Annotated in this window: 15 protein-coding genes and 1 pseudogene; 7 read left to right on the top strand and 9 right to left on the bottom strand. The window is 72.8% G+C overall.

The features are described from left to right. Positions 1 to 42 precede the first annotated feature (42 nt). From ligA to POF43_RS17605, 7 genes are all read right to left on the bottom strand, one after another. The gene (gene ligA, locus POF43_RS17635) at positions 43 to 2,109 is read right to left on the bottom strand and encodes an NAD-dependent DNA ligase LigA (protein ID WP_271322024.1); all 2,067 of its coding nucleotides are present in this window, start codon (positions 2,107 to 2,109) and stop codon (positions 43 to 45) included. 50 nt (positions 2,110 to 2,159) lie between these two features. Then, positions 2,160 to 2,993: an alpha/beta fold hydrolase gene (locus tag POF43_RS17630; RefSeq protein WP_271322025.1), complete on the bottom strand. Its 834-nt coding sequence runs from the start codon at positions 2,991 to 2,993 to the stop codon at positions 2,160 to 2,162. 547 nt (positions 2,994 to 3,540) lie between these two features. Continuing rightward, positions 3,541 to 3,846: a hypothetical protein gene (locus POF43_RS17625; RefSeq protein ID WP_271312179.1), complete on the bottom strand. Its 306-nt coding sequence runs from the start codon at positions 3,844 to 3,846 to the stop codon at positions 3,541 to 3,543. Positions 3,847 to 3,877: 31 nt separating this feature from the next. Further along, positions 3,878 to 4,279: a hypothetical protein gene (locus POF43_RS17620; protein WP_271322026.1), complete on the bottom strand. Its 402-nt coding sequence runs from the start codon at positions 4,277 to 4,279 to the stop codon at positions 3,878 to 3,880. A gap of 428 nt (positions 4,280 to 4,707) precedes the next feature. Then, on the bottom strand, positions 4,708 to 5,607 hold the full coding sequence (locus POF43_RS17615) for a bifunctional helix-turn-helix transcriptional regulator/GNAT family N-acetyltransferase (protein ID WP_271322027.1): 900 nt from the start codon (positions 5,605 to 5,607) through the stop codon (positions 4,708 to 4,710). Between the two features lie 144 nt (positions 5,608 to 5,751). Continuing rightward, the gene (locus POF43_RS17610) at positions 5,752 to 6,024 is read right to left on the bottom strand and encodes a hypothetical protein (protein ID WP_271322028.1); all 273 of its coding nucleotides are present in this window, start codon (positions 6,022 to 6,024) and stop codon (positions 5,752 to 5,754) included. Next, on the bottom strand, positions 6,021 to 6,632 hold the full coding sequence (locus POF43_RS17605) for a TetR/AcrR family transcriptional regulator (protein ID WP_271322029.1): 612 nt from the start codon (positions 6,630 to 6,632) through the stop codon (positions 6,021 to 6,023). Before POF43_RS17605 ends, POF43_RS17610 begins: the two co-directional genes overlap by 4 nt. A gap of 291 nt (positions 6,633 to 6,923) precedes the next feature. On the opposite strand from POF43_RS17605, the gene POF43_RS17600 reads away from it, so the two are divergent. Then, positions 6,924 to 7,319, top strand: coding sequence for a TraR/DksA family transcriptional regulator (locus tag POF43_RS17600; RefSeq protein ID WP_271322030.1), 396 nt, complete (start codon positions 6,924 to 6,926; stop codon positions 7,317 to 7,319). A gap of 422 nt (positions 7,320 to 7,741) precedes the next feature. Here POF43_RS17600 and POF43_RS17595 read toward each other — a convergent pair whose 3' ends face one another. Beyond that, positions 7,742 to 8,575, bottom strand: coding sequence for an aldo/keto reductase (locus POF43_RS17595; protein WP_271322031.1), 834 nt, complete (start codon positions 8,573 to 8,575; stop codon positions 7,742 to 7,744). 650 nt (positions 8,576 to 9,225) lie between these two features. Between POF43_RS17595 and POF43_RS17590 the strand changes: the two genes are divergently transcribed. Further along, positions 9,226 to 9,522, top strand: coding sequence for an antibiotic biosynthesis monooxygenase (locus tag POF43_RS17590; protein ID WP_271312186.1), 297 nt, complete (start codon positions 9,226 to 9,228; stop codon positions 9,520 to 9,522). Between the two features lie 401 nt (positions 9,523 to 9,923). After that, entirely contained in the window at positions 9,924 to 13,313 is a 3,390-nt protein-coding gene (locus POF43_RS17585) for a pyruvate carboxylase (RefSeq protein WP_271312187.1), read from the top strand. 270 nt (positions 13,314 to 13,583) lie between these two features. Here POF43_RS17585 and POF43_RS17580 read toward each other — a convergent pair whose 3' ends face one another. After that, on the bottom strand, positions 13,584 to 14,420 hold the full coding sequence (locus tag POF43_RS17580; RefSeq protein ID WP_271316844.1) for a hydroxypyruvate isomerase family protein: 837 nt from the start codon (positions 14,418 to 14,420) through the stop codon (positions 13,584 to 13,586). Positions 14,421 to 14,849: 429 nt separating this feature from the next. Between POF43_RS17580 and POF43_RS17575 the strand changes: the two genes are divergently transcribed. The 4 genes and pseudogenes from POF43_RS17575 (at position 14,850) to POF43_RS17560 (ending at position 18,067) form a co-directional block, all read left to right on the top strand. Then, the gene (locus POF43_RS17575; RefSeq protein ID WP_271323658.1) at positions 14,850 to 15,332 is read left to right on the top strand and encodes a MarR family winged helix-turn-helix transcriptional regulator; all 483 of its coding nucleotides are present in this window, start codon (positions 14,850 to 14,852) and stop codon (positions 15,330 to 15,332) included. Next, positions 15,332 to 16,684 carry an MFS transporter gene (locus tag POF43_RS17570; RefSeq protein ID WP_271323659.1) on the top strand — a complete coding sequence of 451 codons (1,353 nt, stop codon included), beginning with the start codon at positions 15,332 to 15,334 and terminating at the stop codon, positions 16,682 to 16,684. Before POF43_RS17575 ends, POF43_RS17570 begins: the two co-directional genes overlap by 1 nt. 278 nt (positions 16,685 to 16,962) lie before the next feature. Next, positions 16,963 to 17,777: pseudogene (locus tag POF43_RS17565) on the top strand (IS5 family transposase); the annotation flags it as partial. Positions 17,778 to 17,809: 32 nt separating this feature from the next. Then, positions 17,810 to 18,067, top strand: a complete 258-nt coding sequence (locus tag POF43_RS17560; RefSeq protein WP_271323660.1) for a DUF6221 family protein — start codon at positions 17,810 to 17,812, stop codon at positions 18,065 to 18,067. The last annotated feature ends 9 nt before the right edge of the window (positions 18,068 to 18,076 follow it).

The following is an 18,076-nucleotide window of genomic DNA, read 5'->3' as shown; positions in this document are numbered from 1 at the left end:
CGTGGCGGGGCGGCTCGGCACCGCCCCGCCCCGCCCCGCGCGTCAGCCCAGGAAGTCGGCCACCAGGTCAGCGAACTCCGCCTCGCTGACGACCCTCGTGCCCAGTTCCTGGGCCTTGGCGAGCTTGGAGCCGGCGTTCTCGCCCGCCACCAGCAGGGTCGTCTTCCTCGACACGGTCCCGGAGGAGGTGCCGCCCGCGTTTTCGATGATCTCCTTGACGTCGTTGCGGTTGCGCCCGGCCAGTGCTCCGTTCATCCCACCGGTGACCACGACGACGTGACCGGACAGCGGTCCGCCGTCCGCAGTCTCGATGACGGGTTCGGTCATGTTGACCCCGGCGGCGGTCAGCTTGTCGATGACGGCGCCCATCGCGGCGATGTGGGCGGCTATCCTCGGCGCGTTCGCGGCGGGCAGCTTCGGCACGGCGGCCAGGGCGTCGGCGTCGGCCGTGCGGATCGCGGCCATTGTGCCGAAGTGGCGGGCGATCTCCCGGGACAGGGTGCGCCCGGTGCGTACGATGCCCAGCGCGCAGAAGACCCGGTTGAGCGGTCTGGTCCTGGCCGCGGCGATCTGTTCCAGCAGGGTGTCCGCGCGCTTCTCGCTGCGGGCCGCCGCGGCCAGCTGATCGCGGGTCAGGGTGAACAGGTCGGCGACGTCGCCGACGGCTCCTTCGTCGACCAGGGCCTCGATGAACGTACCGCCCAAGCCGTCGATGTCGAGCTGGTCGCGGCCGACCGCGTACTTCAGCGCGGCGAGCAGGCCGCAGCCGCCGCCCGCGCCACCGGCGCACTCCCAGCGCTCACCGGACCTGTCGATCTCCCCGCCGCACTTCGGGCACTCCTGCGGCAGCTCGATCGGTGTGGCGTCGTCACCGCGCAGGTCCACCACCGGCGCCTCGATGCGCGGGATGATGTCGCCCGCCTTCCACACCGTCACGACGTCGTTGAGCATCAGACCGCTGGCGGCGATGAACGCCGGGTTGTGCAGCGTGGCGTAGCGGACGACGCTGCCGTCGACCTCGACCGGCTCCAGCACCGCGCGCGGCGCGATGACGCCGGTGCGTCCGACGTTCCACTCCACCGCGATCAGCCTGGTGCGGCGCTCGACCGGGGGCAGCTTGTACGCGACGGCCCAGTGCGGGTGGCGGGTGGCGAGGCCGGCCTTCTCCTGCTCGGCGAAACGGTCGGCCTTGACGACCACGCCGTCGATGCCGAACGGCAGCCCGGCCCGCAGTCCGGTGATCTCCTCGATGCGGGCCTGAACCTCCTCCAGCGTCTTGTACACGCGCAGGCCGACCTCGGTGGCCACCGTGGTCCGCACGCCGAGCGCGGCGACCTGTGCCATGACCGCCTCGTGCGTGTCGCCCGTCAGGAAGCCGGCGCCGTCCAGGTCGACCGCGCCGTAGGCGAAGAACGTCGTCTCGATCCGGTAGCCGCGCGACCTGGCGCCGCGCAGGGTGCCGGCCGTTCCGTTGCGCGGGTTGGAGAACACCTTCGAGCCGTGCGCCTGCCGAAGTTCGTTCGCCGTCTCGAACTGCTCGCGGGTCAGGAGTACTTCACCGCGGACCTCGAACGTGGCGTCCACCGCGAGGCGCGCGGGCAGGCCGACGACGCTGCCGATCGCGGCGGAGAGATCCTCGCCGTGGGCGCCGTCGCCACGGCCGACGAGCTGGACCAGCCGGCCGTCACGGTAACGGGCCGCGACCGCCGCGCCGTCCAGCTTCGGCTCGACCGCGTACCCGCCGTCCACCGGCCGGCCGAGACGGCGGGTCAGCGAGGCACCCCACTTCGCCAGTCCCTCGCCGTCGAAGACGTTGTCGAGCGAGAGCATGGGAACGGTGTGGGCCACGTCGCCGGCCGGAGCCGCGCCGCCGCCGACCTTGCCGACCGGGGAGTCGGCGCGCACCCGATCGGGGTGGGCCGCCTCGTGGTCCGCTATCCGGCGGACGAGCGCGTCGTAGGAGGCGTCGTCCAGCGTGGTGTCGCCGTCCCCGTAGTACGCGGCGCAGGCGGCGAGCGCCAGGTCCACGGCGTGGTCGTAGTCCGCGTGGTCGTAGTCCGCGTGGTCGTGGTCCACGGCGGCGGGCGAGGCGGCGGTTGCGGTCGTCATGCCGTGATCCTCGCGCAGGGGTCTGACAACGGGGCCGGTCCGGCGGTCGGCTACCCCAGGAACGCGGCGGCGGTCGCCACGAACCGGTCGGCGTCGTCGAGCCAGGGGTAGTGGCCGGCTCCGGGCTGTACGACGAGTTCCGCGCTCGGGAACAGCCCGGCGAACTCGGCCGTCGAGGCGGGCGGTGAGTTCAGGTCGAACTCCCCGGCGAGCAGCAGGACCGGCCCCCGGTGGGCGGCGAGCCCCGCCCGTGTGGCCTCCGGGTCGAACGCGCCGTCGGAGCCGAAGAGGCCGACGGCTTCGTCGTTGTCCGGCCTGCTCGCCGCCTGGAGCTCTCGCGCCGCGTCGTCCCACCGGCCGTGGAAGAAGGGAGCGATGGCTTCCTCGTCGCCGTCCCCGGCCTCGCCGGCGAAGACCGCCTCCAGGGCGGTGAACGCCGCCGGGTACCACGGCTCGTCGCGCCGGAGGCGGGCCGTCCCCCGACGGGTCCGCGTGGTGATGGTGATGCCGACGGCGCGGGTGCTGGGGGTGACGAGCACCAGCCTGCCGACCCTTTCCGGGTACCGGGTCACGTACTGGACGGCGGTGTTCGCGCCCGCGCAGTGGGCGAGCAGGTCCACCCGCTCAAGCCCGAGGTGCGCGCGCAGGGCCTCGACATCGTCGACGAGGCGGTCGCAGCGGTAGGACGTGGTGTCCTCGGGAATCGCCGACCCGCCGGTGCCGCGCGGGTCGAGACCGATCAGCCGGCGGTGTCCGGACAGGCCGCCGAGGTTCCCGAGGTAACCGGAATCGGTGGGACCGCCCGGCAGGCACACGACCGGGGCGCCGTCCCCGCTGTCGCGGAAGGCGAGCCGGGTGCCGTCGGGCGCGGAGAAGATGGGCATGGCGACGACCCTGCCAGCGGCGTCGGGCCGGGGCAACCGGAATTCCCACGAGGGGCCGCGAGGTCCGAACGGCCGCATCGCGCAGGGGCGTTCAGGGCCTCCGCGGTAGGGCCTAACCGGCCCGGGCCGGAAGGGTACGAACTCCCCGTACCGCGAGGCTACTTGCCGAACTCCCGCATCGGGCGTGGGCGTTCGGGATTCCCCGCAGGCGTGGGTGTCGGGTACTCCCCCGTCTGGCCGTGGGCAGTCCGCGCTGCCTCATCGGGTGTGGGCCGTCCGAACTCCCGCACTAGGCGTGGGCGTTCGGGGTCCCGCCGCAGGCCGACAGTCAGGATTCCCGCGACGCGACCCGCGACAGGGCAGACAGGCAGCCAATCAGGGTCCTCACCGGCGAGACCCGTTCCCGGCGTCGGTCAACCCGCCTGGCGGGCACGCGAGTTCACCCGGTAGGGCCCCGCTCATGCGTGAAAGGCGCCCCGGATGTCCTGAACGGCGGCCGTCGTGCGGCGCCGTCCGGCCGGGCCGGACAGCGGCGGTCAGCAGCCGGTCAGCAGAGCGCGGACTCCATGACCCAGCCGTGCTTGTCGGCGTTGCCGTAGGCCATTCCGTAGGCCCACTCCCCGCTGGGGGACAGGCGTTCCTGGTCGAAGGTGTCGCCCTGGTCGAGCAGGCCGATGGAGACGCCTTCGGGCGTCTCGCGGAGGTAGACGTCCTGGGCGCAGACGGAGCGGCGGGTGGTCTGCGGGCTCACCGACGTGGTGGCCGCGTGTGCCGCGACGGGTGTCACGAGGGCGCTGAACAGACCGGCGGCGAGGGCCCCGGCGGCGACGGTCCGAGTGGCTCTGGCGAACATGGTGGTGCCTTTCCTGTGTCGTCGGTCGGGATCAGGCGAACTGAACACAACTACGCAGGACAAAGCCCCACTTGGTGTCGGCGCCGGCGTAGTAGGCCATCACGGAGTTGTGATCGGAGGTCTCGTACCGCACACCGATCGCGGTGCCGCGGTAGAGCGTGTTGATCGGGTCCGAGTGGCCCACGCCGGGGGTGTAGTTGCCGAACTGGGTGGCCGAGTCGCAGACGATCGTGGCGTTCTTCTCGGGAACCCACGGGTCGGTGACGGTCCCTGAGCCGTCCATCGGGTGCACGATTCCCGGCGTCGCACGAGGCACCGCCGACGCCTGCGCCGAGCCGGCGGTCGTCACTCCGGCCACCGCACCGGCGGCCAGCAGCGCGAATGCGGCAACGGCGGCCTTGGACCGACGCGACAGAATGGTGCTCCGTGACATCGCTTTCCCCATCCTTCGTCGTGAATCCCTCGTCGTGATCGGACGCCGGTCACGCTAGCAACGCCCTGTGCACGACGGAGGAAAACGCCGCCCAGTAGCCGAAGATGCCGGTTCCGGTTGCCCAACGGGACTCGTTGCGGCGGGACTTGCCAATTCGTGCGGCCCGCAGGGTGAATTGTTCGACTGCGGGTTCTCCACCCGCCTCCGATGTCGACACATCCGGCACTCCGACACCCATATCCGCCGCGGGCCGCATCGGCTCGCATTGCCGCTTCACCGGCAATCACCAGCGATCACCGGCAAGGGCACTTCGGCGGCGGATTCCACTGGCGGCGTACGGCACCTTGCCGCACGAGGCTTGACGCCCGAATCCCACCGCGTTCCGGGCCTCCGGACCGACCGGTGCCGACCCGCCGGCGACCGGTTCGTCACCCCGGCGACGGCGCCGTGATCCGCTTTTCGAACCAGTGGTGGGCGTACGGCTCGTCGTTGAAGGCGGCGACCTCCTGGAAACCGCAGGAGTGGTAGAGGCCGATCGCGGCAGCGAGCGCCTTGTTGGTGTCCAGGCGCAGCACGTCGCGGCCGTGCCGGGCGGCCCGCGCCTCCAGGTCGGCGAGGAACCGGCGGCCGAGGCCGAGCCGGCGGGCGTGCGGCGCGACCCACATGCGCTTGATCTCGGCCGGAGCGCCCACCGGCAGCTTCAGACCGGCGCAGCCGACCGGTTCGCCGTGCAGACGGGCGACCAGGAACAGGCCGCGCGGCGGCCGGAGTTCACCCGCGTCGGGCAGCAGGCTCAACGCGGGATCGAAGCCGCTGTCGAAGCGTTCGCCCAACTCGGCGAAGTACGACCGCAGACAGTGCTCGGCGTCGGTGTGGCCGGGATCGACGACCTCCAGCGTGACGGTCGCGGCGGTCAGCAACCGGTCGACCTCGGCCATGGCGGCGACCAGCCGTCCCCGCTGCGCGGCGTTGAGCGGCTCCAGCAGGGAGACGGCCAGTTCGTCGCTGCGGCCGTCGAGCGCGGCACGTTCCGCACGCCCGGCGTCGGTGAGCCGGACGGTGCGCACCCGCCGGTCCCGGGCCTGCGGCTCCACCGTCACCAGCCCGTCGGACTCCAGCGAACGCAGCAGCCGGCTGACGTACCCGGAGTCGAGCCCCAGACGCTCGCGCAGCGCCCGTATGTCCTGCCCCCGCTCCCCGATCTCCCAGAGCAACCGGGCCGCGCCGAAGGGCCGGTCGCGGCCCAGGTAGTTGTCGTGGAGCACACCCACGCGTTCGGTGACGGTGCGGTTGAACCGCCGCACCTGGTCGATCTGTACCGCATCCATTCTCTGACTCTAGTCAGAGAACCGGGCGTTGGGCCAGGCGGCGCGGGGTGAGGTCGGTGAGGGCAACGGCCTTCGGAGTGCGCGCTTATGACGTTTCGTCAGGAGATGAACCGGTGGACGGCGTCGAGCGGGGTCGGCCACGTCTCAGCTCGCACGTCGGCGGTACGCGAACAGGCACAGGAGCGCCGCGCCGAACGTCGAGAGGCTCACCGCCCGTCCGGCGATCAGGTAGTCGGCGGTGGAGAGGGTCGGCGCGAGCGCGACGTGGAGCAGGGCGTGCAGCAGCAGGAACCCGCCGGCGATGATGCTCCAGGTGCCGTCGGCGGTGCGGTCGGGGTCTGTCCCGGGTGGGCGAGGCGCCGGCCCGCCACCGGAGCCGGAGCCTGCGACCGGCGAGCGCTCCCCACGGCCTGTCAACGCACGCCCCCGATCCCGGCGAGTCCGACAGCCAGCGCCTGGCGGACGGCGTCGACCAGGGTGCCGTCGCGGTGCTCGGACCAGTAGCGGACTCCTGCCCGTTCGGCACCGAACACCATCGAGGCGACGACCTGTGAGAACAACTGCCCGCCGTCGGGGACCCGTTCGGCGATGGCCGTGGCCAGATCCCGCTCGGCGTCGGCCATGGCGGTCAGATAGGCGCCGTGGAGGGCGGGCTCCCGGGCGACGAGGTCCCGAAAGTCGCGCAGCCAGCCGGCCGGAAGGCCGTCCTGGGCAGCGGGGCGGTACTGCGTGAGGGCGGCAGCGGTCAGGGCCCGGTCCAGCGGTTCGCCGTCCGGGCGGTCGCGCAAGGCGTCGCCCACCGCTGCGGCACGGCGGCCGGCCAGCCAGGCGATGGCCTGCTCGCGACTGGAGAAGTAGTTGTTGAACGTACGGGTCGACACGCCGACCGCCTCCGCGATCTGCGGCACCCGCACCGCCCCGAGGCCGTGCCGCCGGGCCAGCTCGAACGCGGCCATGGCCAGGTCGAACCGGGTTTGCCGCTTGTTCCACTCCCGCCGGGGACCGGCGGCCGTCAGCGATTCCACGGCTCGACAGTAAGCACACATTGCGCGGTACGCAATTCATGCGCGGTACGCAGAACGATGACAACTCCTCTTGGCGACCGGAGGCGTCGTCACGCACCGCGCCTTCGTCCGCCGCTCCCAGCCGGCTGCCGGCCTCGGCCTCTTGTCACCCTTCGCCCTGATCGTCTTCAGGCCCGCTTCCCCCCGATCCGCCTCGACCTCGCGACCGGCGCGTTCTCCGCTTCGCGTTCTCCTGCCAGACGTCCCGCAGTCGGCGGAATAAGTCACCTGCCGCTTTCGCTGTGGTTTGTCATGAAGGAGCCGACCAGCAGCAACGAGCACACGCCGACACCGGAGGAGGTGCGGGCCGCGACAGAGCTGATCGACGAGGCGCGAGCCGGCGGCCGACGGTTGATCGACTCGCTGAGCCGGCTGTGGGACGACCTCCTCGAAACGTCGGCCCTGACGACCAACGACGACGAGCACGATCCGGAGGGCGCCACCATCGCGTTCGAGCGGGCCCGGCTGTCGGAGCAGCTGCGGCTGGCCCGGGCGGACCTCGACGATCTCGACCGGGCCGCCCAGCGGGTGTCCACCGGCGAGTACTGGAACTGCGAGCGCTGCGGCGGCCCGATATCGGTCGGCCGGCTCACCGCGCGGCCGACGGCGCGGCTCTGCATCACCTGCGCCGGTGCGCCAGCCGGGTAGGGGCGGGATCGGCGGCAGCCACGCAGTCGCCTCGTCGCAGGCAGGTCGGCGTGGGGCCCGATATCAGCCGCCCCGGCAGGTTCAGGTGGTCCGGGCAGGTTCAGGGGGTTCCGCAGAGCCGGCGATCCCCGGGTTCAGCGATCCCTCAGGCTCGGTGACTCCTCAGGTTCCGGTTCGCCGCCCCGCCGGGTTGGTTTCGGGCGCCCGCTCCGGTTCAGGCACTCCTCCGGTTCGGGGGCCCCTCCGGTCCAGGTACCCCTCCGGTTCAGGGCCCCTCCCGTTCAGGGCCTCTCCGGTCCAGGGCCTCTCCGGTCCAGGTACCTCCTCCGATTCGGGGCCCCTCCCGTTCAGGTTCCCCTCCGGTTCGGACACCCGCTCACGCCCAAGTGCGCGCCTGCCCGGGCTCCGCCGGCCGCATGGGTTCACAACACGTCGAGGGGCTGCTTGCCGACCGGCGGGGGAAACGCCGCGTCGAGGGCGTGCAGGTCGTCGTCCGTGAGCCGCAGGCCGAGGGCCGCGTGGTTCTCCTCGACGTGCGCCGTGGTGGACGCCTTGGGGATGGCGATGATGTCGTCCAGCCGCAGTACCCAGGCCAGCGCCACCTGTGCGGGGGACGCGCCGTGGGCGGCGGCGACGGTCCGCAGCGCCGGGTGGTCCAGTAGCCGGCCCTGCTCGACCGGGGAGTAGGCCATGACCGGCACGGACAGCTCCCGCAGCAGCGGGAAGAGGTCGTGCTCGGGACCGCGCCGGGCGAGGTTGTAGAGCACCTGGTCGGTCTCCGGCCGAGCACCGTCGGGCAGGTCCGCGAGGTCGTCGGCGCCCAGGTTGGACACCCCCCACGCGCCGACGCTGCCGTCGGTCACCAGCGCCTCCAATGCCTCCACGGTCTCGTGCAGCGGCACGTCGCCCCGCCAGTGCAGCAGGTACAGGTCGATCCGGTCGGTGCCCAGGCGGCGCAGGCTCGCGTGGCAGGCGGCCGCGGTGCCCTTCCGGTCGGCGTGCGACGGCACCACCTTGCTGACCAGGAACGCCTGTTCGCGGCGACCGCGCACCGCCTCGCCGACCAGTTCCTCGGCGGCGCCGTCGCCGTACATCTCCGCCGTGTCGATCACCGTCAGCCCGAGGTCGAGGCCGAGCCGGAGAGCGGCCAGTTCCTCGGCACGCCGCGCGGGATCGTCCCCCATGCGCCAGGTGCCCTGTCCCATCGCGGGCACCCGTACCCCGGAGGGGAACGTCACCGTTCCAGCAGGCGCCATCGTGTGCTCCTTCCGGGCCGCGACCTCTCCGGCCTCTGCGTTGTGGCCCCCGACGCACGGGGCGGTGGGCCCCTGACTCACGGACCGCCGGGGTAGGTGACCGCAGCGGACGGTTGCGGCCGGCGGACGGCTGCGGCTTGCGGACGGTTGGGGCTGCGGCTGCGGTATGCGGACGGTTGCGGCTTGTGGACGGCCACAAACCGGCACCGACGGCGCGGTTCGCCGGGGGTCGCTCCGGTCGCGCCGGTGTCCTGCCCGTGGTCCGGCACGGCGTGGACGGTCTGCCGGGGCGGGGAGTTCGCCCTCCTCCGCCCCGCATCCACGCCGGGACGGGCCGCACGGGCCGGACCGGCCCGGCCACCGCCACTCCGCATCACTCACGCCCGGCGGACTCCGCGGCGCCTTCGTGTTGCGGCTGAGTCCGCGTGGGCGGCAGCACCGGCACGGCACCACCGGGACGCCCGCGGTGCGGTGCGTGGCGCCGTGGCATGCCGCGCGTAGCCTGGGCATGCGCGGACTCCATTGCTTTCCCGATCGTCACATATCGGGATCATGGGCCCACGCCCGTTCGCCGAGGCGGCGACACGCCGCAACCGGCCAGGAATCAGCCGGCCAGAGCCAGCGGCTCCGCCGCAGAGGGAGAACGAACGATGTTCGCGCGCGTCATCACCGCCCAGGCAGGGGCCGAGGGGTTCGACGGCACCATCCGGCTTGCCGAGCAGCAACTGCCCGGCGCCCGCGAGATGCCCGGGTTCGCAGGCTATTACCTGCTCACCGACGCCGAGACCGGCAAGGTCGTCATCATCTCGCTGTGGGAGACCCGCGAGCAGCTGGACGCGGTCACAGCCGGGGGCGGGTCGTCCGGCATCCGGGGACAGCACGAATCGGCGAAGGCGGGACTCACCGCACAGCACCTGGAGACCTACGAAGTCACGATGCGGGCCTGAACCACCGGGCTTGCACACCACGCCTCCGCCGAAGAGGCTCCCGGACGGGGACGGGGACGGGGACGGGAACGGGGACACGGTGCGGAAACCGGCCGAACCCGACCCTGGGAAGCGATCTGACGACCCGTAACGCAAGAGAGGCCGAACGGGGGAGGCGCGGCCGGCAATCGTGAACGGCGTGCCGGCGTGCCGGACGGTCCTCCGCCTCCTGGCACGGCCCTGATCAGAGCCCATATCCCCGGTCCGGAATCCCGCGGGGTGAGGAACGCCTCATTCGGGTACCGGCGGCACTTTCGGTACGTGAATCGAGGAAACATGGGGATATCCCAGGGACAGTTCGGTTCACGCCCTGTCCGTGGGCAATCTTCGGCCGGGCCCGCCCGCGATCCCCAGGGAGTCTGATGTTCGGCAAAGTACTGGTCGCCAACCGCGGGGAGATCGCGATCCGCGCGTTCCGTGCGGCGTTCGAACTGGGCATCTCCACGGTGGCCGTCTTCCCCCACGAGGACCGAAACTCCCTGCACCGGGCGAAGGCCGACGAGGCCTACCGGATCGGCGAACCCGGCCACCCGGTGCGGGCGTACCTGTCGGTGGAGGAGATCGTCAAGGCCGCCCGCCTGGCGGGCGCCGACGCGGTCTACCCGGGCTACGGGTTCCTGTCGGAGAACCCGGACCTGGCCGCGGCCTGCGCCGACGCCGGCATCACCTTCGTCGGTCCCCCGGCGCCGGTACTGCACCTGACGGGCAACAAGGCACGGGCCGTCGCCGCCGCGAAGGAGGCCGGCGTCCCGGTGCTCGGCTCCTCGGAGCCGTCGGACGACGTGGAGGCGCTGCTGGCCGCCGCCGAGGACATGCGGCTGCCGCTGTTCGTCAAGGCGGTGGCCGGCGGCGGCGGGCGCGGCATGCGGCGGGTCGCCGAACGGGAGGCGCTGCGCGAGGCGATCGACGCGGCGATGCGCGAGGCGGAGTCGGCGTTCGGTGACGCGACCGTCTTCCTGGAGCAGGCGGTGATCAACCCGCGGCACATCGAGGTGCAGATCCTCGCCGACGGCGCGGGCAACATCGTGCACCTGTACGAGCGGGACTGCTCGGTGCAGCGGCGGCACCAGAAGGTCGTCGAGATCGCGCCGGCCCCCAACCTCGACCCCGCGCTGCGCGAGCGGATCTGCGCCGACGCCGTGGCGTTCGCCCGGCACATCGGCTACGTCAACGCCGGCACCGTGGAGTTCCTGGTCGACGAGCAGGGCCGCCACGTCTTCATCGAGATGAACCCGCGCATCCAGGTGGAGCACACCGTCACCGAGCAGGTCACCGGACGCGACCTGGTCATCGCGCAGCTGCGGATCGCCGCCGGGGCGACGCTGCCCGAACTGAACCTGACGCAGGACGAGATCGTGCTGTCCGGCACCGCGCTCCAGTGCCGCATCACCACCGAGGACCCGGCCAACGGCTTCCGCCCCGACACCGGCGTCATCTCCGCCTACCGCTCCCCCGGCGGTCCCGGCGTGCGGCTGGACGGCGGCACGGTGCACACCGGCGCCGAGGTCTCGGCGCACTTCGACTCGATGCTGGTCAAACTCACCTGCCACGGCCACGACTTCGGCAACGCCGTCCGCCGCGCCCGGCGGGCCATCGCCGAGTTCCGCATCCGCGGCGTGGCGACCAACCTGCCGTTCCTCGGCGCCGTGCTCGACCACCCGGACTTCCGGGCCGCCCGCCTGAACACCGCGTTCATCGAGGACCACCCCGACCTGATCCGGGCCCGCCCGTCGGCGGACCGCGGCAGCCGCATCCTCAGCTACCTCGCCGGGACGACCGTCAACCGGCCGCACGGCCCGCGTCCGCAGGTCATCGACCCCGTCGAGAAGCTGCCCGACGTTCCCGGCCTGCTGCTGGGGAGCGGCACGCCGCCCGACGGCTCCCGGCAACTGCTGGCCGAGCTGGGCCCGGAGGCGTTCGCCGCCCGGCTGCGCGCCCAGGACGCGGTCGCCGTCACCGACACCACGTTCCGCGACGCCCACCAGTCGCTGCTGGCGACCCGGGTGCGCACCCGGGACCTGCTGGCCGTCGCACCGCACGTCGCGCACACCGCGCCGCAGCTGCTGAGCCTGGAGTGCTGGGGCGGCGCGACGTACGACGTGGCGCTGCGCTTCCTGGCCGAGGACCCGTGGGAGCGGCTGGCGGCGATGCGCGAGGCGGTGCCCAACATCTGCGCGCAGATGCTGCTGCGCGGGCGCAACACCGTCGGCTACACGCCCTACCCGGCGGAGGTCACCCGGACGTTCGTCGCCGAGGCGGCCAGGACGGGCATCGACGTCTTCCGGGTCTTCGACGCGCTCAACGACGTCTCGCAGATGCGGCCGGCCATCGACGCGGTCCGCGAGACCGGTACCGCGCTGGCGGAGGTCGCGCTGTGCTACACCGCCGACCTGTCGGACCCGGCCGAGCAGCTGTACACCCTGGACTACTACCTGCGGCTGGCCGAGCAGATCGTGGAGGCCGGCGCACACGTGCTGGCCATCAAGGACATGGCCGGCCTGCTGCGCCCGCCGGCCGCCCGCACACTGGTGACCGCGCTGCGCGAACGGTTCGACCTGCCGGTGCACCTGCACACCCACGACACCGCGGGCGGTCAGCTGGCCACTCTGGTCGCCGCGATCGACGCGGGAGTCGACGCGGTGGACGCGGCGGTCGCGTCGATGGCGGGCGGCACCAGCCAGCCGTCGCTGTCGGCGCTGGTGTCGGCCACCGACCACACCCCGCGGGCGACCGGGCTGTCACTGCGGGCGGTCTGCGACCTGGAGCCGTACTGGGAGGCGCTGCGGAAGGTCTACGCGCCGTTCGAGTCCGGCACCGCGTCGCCGACCGGCCGCGTCTACCACCACGAGATCCCCGGCGGCCAGCTGTCCAACCTGCGCCAGCAGGCGATCGCGCTGGGCCTGGGCGACCGCTTCGAGCTGATCGAGGACTGCTACGCGGCAGCGGACCGGATGCTGGGCCGGCTGGTGAAGGTCACCCCGTCGTCGAAGGTGGTCGGCGACCTCGCCCTGCACCTGGTCGGCGCGGGGGTGGCGGCCGACGACTTCGAGTCCGACCCGGGCAAGTACGACGTGCCGGACTCGGTGGTCGGCTTCCTGAACGGGGAGTTGGGCGACCCGCCCGGCGGCTGGCCCGAGCCGTTCCGCACCCGGGCACTGCGCGGCCGCGCCGCCCGCCCGGCGCCGCCCGAGCTGTCGGACGAGGACCGCCAGGGGCTGCGCGACACCCCGCGCGAGACCTTGAACCGCCTGCTGTTCCCCGGCCCCGCCAAGGAGTTCGCCGCCCACCGCGAGGCCTACGGCGACACCTCGGTGCTGCCCACGAAGGACTTCTTCTACGGCATGGAACCCGGCCACGAGCACACCGTCACGCTGGAACCCGGGGTGACCCTGCTGATCGAGCTGGAGGCCATCTCCGAGGCGGACGAACGCGGCCTGCGCACCGTCGTCGCCACGCTCAACGGGCAGTTGCGGCCGGTGTCGGTGCGTGACACGTCGATCGCGACGAGCGTGAAGGCGGCGGAGAAGGCGGAGACCGGCAACGCGGGCCACGTCGCGGCGCCGTTCGCCGGCGTGGTCACCCTCCAGGTGGAGGAGGGCGCCCGGGTCTCGGCCGGGCAGACGGTGGCCACGATCGAGGCGATGAAGATGGAGGCGTCCATCACCGCCCAGCGGGACGGCTCGGTCGGCCGGCTCGCCATCGGCCCGGTGCAGCAGGTCGAGGCCGGCGACCTGCTGATCGAGATCGCCTGACGACCGCGCCCGCCCGGCTCCCGACTCCCGGTTCCCGCTTCCCGCTTCCCGCTTCCACCGCTTCCCGCTTCCCGCTTCCCGCTTCCCGGTGACGGGAGCCGGGCGGGAGGCCGGGGGCGGGCGGGGGTGCGGGTGCCGGGCGGGGGTGCCGGGCCACGGGTGACGTGCGACCGGGGCCGGACGGGCGCCGGGGTCGGGCGCCGGGGCGACGGTGGCAGGGCGCCGGGTCGACGGTGAGATGGGGGCCGGAGCTGCCGCCGTGTCCCGTCGTTACGGGTGCGCCGAGTCGTCGCGGGGCGCGGTGAACCGGGTCAGCCAGCCGAGCCCGTCCGCGGTGCCGCCGGCGGGGGTGTACTCGCAGCCGATCCAGCCCGCGTAGCCCAGGGTCCGCAGGCGGTCGAAGACGAAGGCCCAGGCGATCTCGCCGCTGCCCGGTTCGGCCCGCCCGGGGACGTCCGCCACCTGCACATGGGCGATCAGCGGCATGAACGTCTCCAGCCGCGTGCTGAGATCGCCCTGGCTCATCTGGCAGTGGTAGAGGTCGAGGAGCATGCCGACCCCGTCACCGCCGACCGCCGCCACGACCGCCGCGGACTGCTCCTGGGTCTGCAGGAGATAGCCCGGCAGGTCACGGGAGTTGATCGCCTCCAGCACCAGCCGGACCCCCGCGGTGGAGGCCAGCCGCGCTGCCCAGTCCACGTTGGCGACGTACTGCGCGAACGCCGCGTCGCGCGGGAGGCCGGCGGGAGGCGTCCCCGCCCGCAGGTGGACGAGCGGGCAGTCCAGTTCGACGGCGTAGTCGAGTGCCTTCGTGACGCTGTCGCGGAACTCCCCGATCCGGTCCGGCAGGCAGGCCGTTCCCCCCTCGGTGGCTGAACCGGCGGGCCCCACCGGGCTGTTGACGAGCACCTGGCGCAGCCCCGCGTCCTTCAGCCACCGCCGCAGGTCCGCCGGCGCGTACTCGTAGGGCGATCCGTACTCGACACCGGTGAACCCGGCCGCCGCCGCGGCGTCGAAGCGCTGCTCGAACGGCACTTCGCCGAACAGCCAGCCCAGATTGGCGCAGAATCGCAGCCCGGAGCCCGCCACCGGGACGCCGGCCGTCACGCCGGGCCGCCGGAGACGCCGACGGACCCGGTCCCCACCTCCGCACCCGCTCTCCCCCCGGGGGCCAACCAGCCTCCCCTACCCGGGAGTTGACCACCGACCTGCGCGGCACCCCGGCGCGTCGCCACGGGGAGCACGTGAGCGGTCAGGACGGCGGCCTTCTCGTTGGTCTCCGACATCTCGGGCTCCTCGGGGCTGGAGGTCGTTGACGCAAGAGGGTAACTCCCGGGCCGGCGCCGCAGGTGTTCCCCGGCGCCGAAATGGCCACCGCGGCGCCGCAGGTGTTGCCCCACGCCGACGTGGCCACCGCGGGGACGCCGCACCGGCCCGGCCGCGCAGCCGCACGGGACCCATCGCCGGAGCCGTCCCCCGGGCCCCGCGAAGACATCACCTGCGAAGCTATGTCAATAGCTATGTAATATAGCGCTTATGGATGACGAGTCGGTCGGCCTGTTCCGGATGCGGATGAAGTCGTTGCAGCGGCGCCTGCGGCAGGAGGCGGTGTCGGTGCGCGGTCTGTCGCGGCCGGCGGCGCAGGTGCTGGGGACCGTGGGGCGCAGGCCGCAGATCTCCCCCCGTGACGTGGCGGACGAGATGCGCATGACCAGTTCGAACGTCGCCGCCGCACTGCGCGAACTGGAGTCCGCCGGCCTGCTGGACCGGCGCAAGGACCCGCGGGACGCGCGGCGGGTGCGGTTGTCGGTCACCGACGCGGGCCTGGAGCTGGCGGCCCGGTTCCGCGACGAGCGCGACACCTGGCTGGGCCGCGCGGTCGAGGCCGTGCTCAGCGAGGACGAACAGCGGGTGCTGGCCGAGGCGGGCCGGCTGATGGAACGGCTCTCGCACTTCGAACCCGTCGCGCCGGGCCACACCGGCGGCTCCCCTTCCCGGACGCCGGACGAGGGAGCGTGATGGCGATACCGGCGCGGGCGCTCCCGCACAGTGCGGACGGCCGCCGCCGTCCGCCTCTGCGCCGCGCGGTGTCGTCGCTGGGGGTGCGCAACTACCGGCTGTACTTCTGGGGCCAGACCGTGTCGGTCGCCGGCACCTGGATGCAGACCATGGCCCTGGCGTTCCTGGTGCTGAAACTGACCGGCAGCGGCACGGACCTGGGCGCGGCGAGCGCGGTGCGGCTGCTGCCGTTCGTCCTGCTCGGCCCGATGGGCGGCGTCATCGCGGACCGGGCCGACAAGCGGCGGCTGCTGTACGTGACGCAGTCGGCGTCGGCGGTGGTGGCGGCGGTCTTCGCCGCGCTCACCGCGTTCGACGCGGCCACGTTCCCGTTGGTCATGGTGCTCTCGCTGGTGGCGGGATGCCTGACGGTCTTCGACAACCCGGCGCGGCAGAGCCTGATCGGCGAGCTGGTGCCGCGCGATCAACTGTCGAACGCGGTGACCCTGAGTTCGGTGTCGGTGAACCTGTCGCGGGTCATCGGCGCGGCCGTCGGCGGCACCCTGGTGGCAGCCGTGGGGCTGTCCGCGGCGTTCGCGCTGAACGCGGTCTCCTTCGCGGGCGTGCTGGTCAGCCTCGCCCTGATGCGCGCCTCGCAGATGCACTCCGCCGGGCGGGTCCCGCGCGCCGGCGGGCAGGTCCGCGAGGGCCTGCGCTACGCCCGCCGCACCCCCGCGCTGTTCCTGCCGCTGCTCATGGTGACGATCACCGGCACGCTGGCCTACGAGTTCCCCATCAGCCTGCCGCTGGTGGCACGCGGGGCGTTCCACGGCGGGGCGGGGATCTACGGGCTCATGGCCGCGGTGATGGCCGCCGGCGCGGTGGCCGGGGGCCTGGTGGCGGCCTCCCGGGGCGGGCGCCGCCGGGCCGCCAGCCTGGCGGGCGCCTCGATCGGCTGGGGCGTCGCGATCCTCGCCGCCGCGCTGGCGCCGGACCTGCCGCTGGAGTGCGTCGCGCTGCTCTTCGTCGGCTACGGCAGCATCACGTTCAACTCCTACGCCAAGACCGCCCTGCAACTGGCCGCGGCGCCCTCCATGCGCGGACGCGTGATGGCCATGTGGGCGTTGGCCTGGGGTGGCACCACCGTGGTCGGCGGGCCCGTCATCGGCTGGGTCGCCGAGGAGTTCGGCAGCCGCTGGACCCTGGTCGTCGGCGGGGCGCCGACCGTCCTGCTGGGACTGGCGATGCTGCCGGCGCTGCGCCGCATCGACCACGCGGCCGACCGACCACCGGGGGAGCTGGAGCCGGAGCCGACGCCCGCCGGGGCCGGGACCGGCTCCCCGGCGCCGGCGGACGTCGAACCGACCGCCTGACACCGCCCCCGGCACCGGACACCCCGACGGCGAGACCTTGTCCCGGCAGACCAGAGGCACGCGGGGCTGAGCCGGCTTCGGCCTCTCCCGACCGTCCTGCCACCGGTGGACTGCGGCGTGTCGGGCCGACAGCGCATCGCTATGCGCCGAAACCGTTGACTGGTCGTTGACTTCGACAATGACTTAGAGCGTGCCTCTTTGATCGGTTGGTCAGTTGATCGGATGTATCTGTCCGATCAACGATCACTGATGCGACGTGGGACCGGATCGAGCCGCTGATGGCGGCCGATCCGGTCCGCGGTCGGCGCTGGGCCGACCACCGCCGAACCCTGGAAGCCGTCGCGTGGAAGTACCGCACCTGCTCACCCTGGCGGGACCTGCCGGACGAGCTCGGCTCGTTCCGGACCGCTCATGAACGCCTGATCGGGTCGGCCATGGACGGCACCTGGGAGCGTGTCCTCGCCGCAGTTCTGGCAGCGGCCGACGTTGATGCCGACAACGGCTGGACCGTCTCGGTGGACTCCACCGTCTGCCGGGCTCACCAGCGCGGTGCCGGTGCCAGGACAGCGGTGCCGGTGCCAGGACAAAGGGGCGCCGGGCCGGGGCCGAACCTGACGATCACGCCCCCGGACGCTCCCGCGACGGCCGGAGTACGAAAGTTCACCTCGCCGGCGACAGCGGTGGACGGGCCCTGGCCCTTCGCGTCACCGCAGGCCAGGTGGGTGACGCCTCCTCCTTCGAGACTGTCATGGCCAGCATCCGTGTTCCGCGAAGCGGACCAGGCCGACCCGATGCCGCCTTGGCGGACCGTGCGCATTCAGCCCGCGCGACCCGCAATCACCTCCGGCGCTGCGGAATCCGCGCTGTCGTCCCCCGGCCGTCCGACCAGGTCGGCCACCGGCTGCGGCGAGGCCGCGACGGAGGCCGCCCACCGCCCTTCGACGCCGAGGCATACAAGCAGCGCAACCCTGCCGAACGGCACATCAACCGCCTCAAGCAATCGCGCGGCCCGGCCATGCGAACGGACAAGCTCGCCATCGCCCAACAGGCCGCACGCCACCTCGCCGCCATCCTCATCCGGACAGCCGCTCGACCACCGAAGCGCCTCACCCGCGAGATGGCCGCATGGACGATCTTTTGGAGTTCCTCGTCGCACGCATCATGGACGACAACCACGCCTACGCCTACGCGGCCGGCACCCTGAGCGGCGAGGCCCTTCTCGACAGCCATCTCCCCATGCTCGACCTGATCGAGCAACTGGCGAACAGCTACAAAGCCATGGACCCCTCGGACTCCCGCCCGGCCGGCCTGGCATACGCGCTGCGAGTCCTTGGCCAGTCATACGCCGAACACCCCGCCCACCAGCAGGAATGGCGCCCATAGCCGTCAAGG

The sequence above is a fragment of the Streptantibioticus silvisoli genome, from assembly GCF_027947535.2.
Taxonomy (GTDB): Bacteria; Actinomycetota; Actinomycetes; order Streptomycetales; family Streptomycetaceae; genus Streptantibioticus_C; species Streptantibioticus_C silvisoli.
Note: the sequence above shows the minus strand (reverse complement) of the source record. Positions and strands in the feature narration are given on the sequence as shown.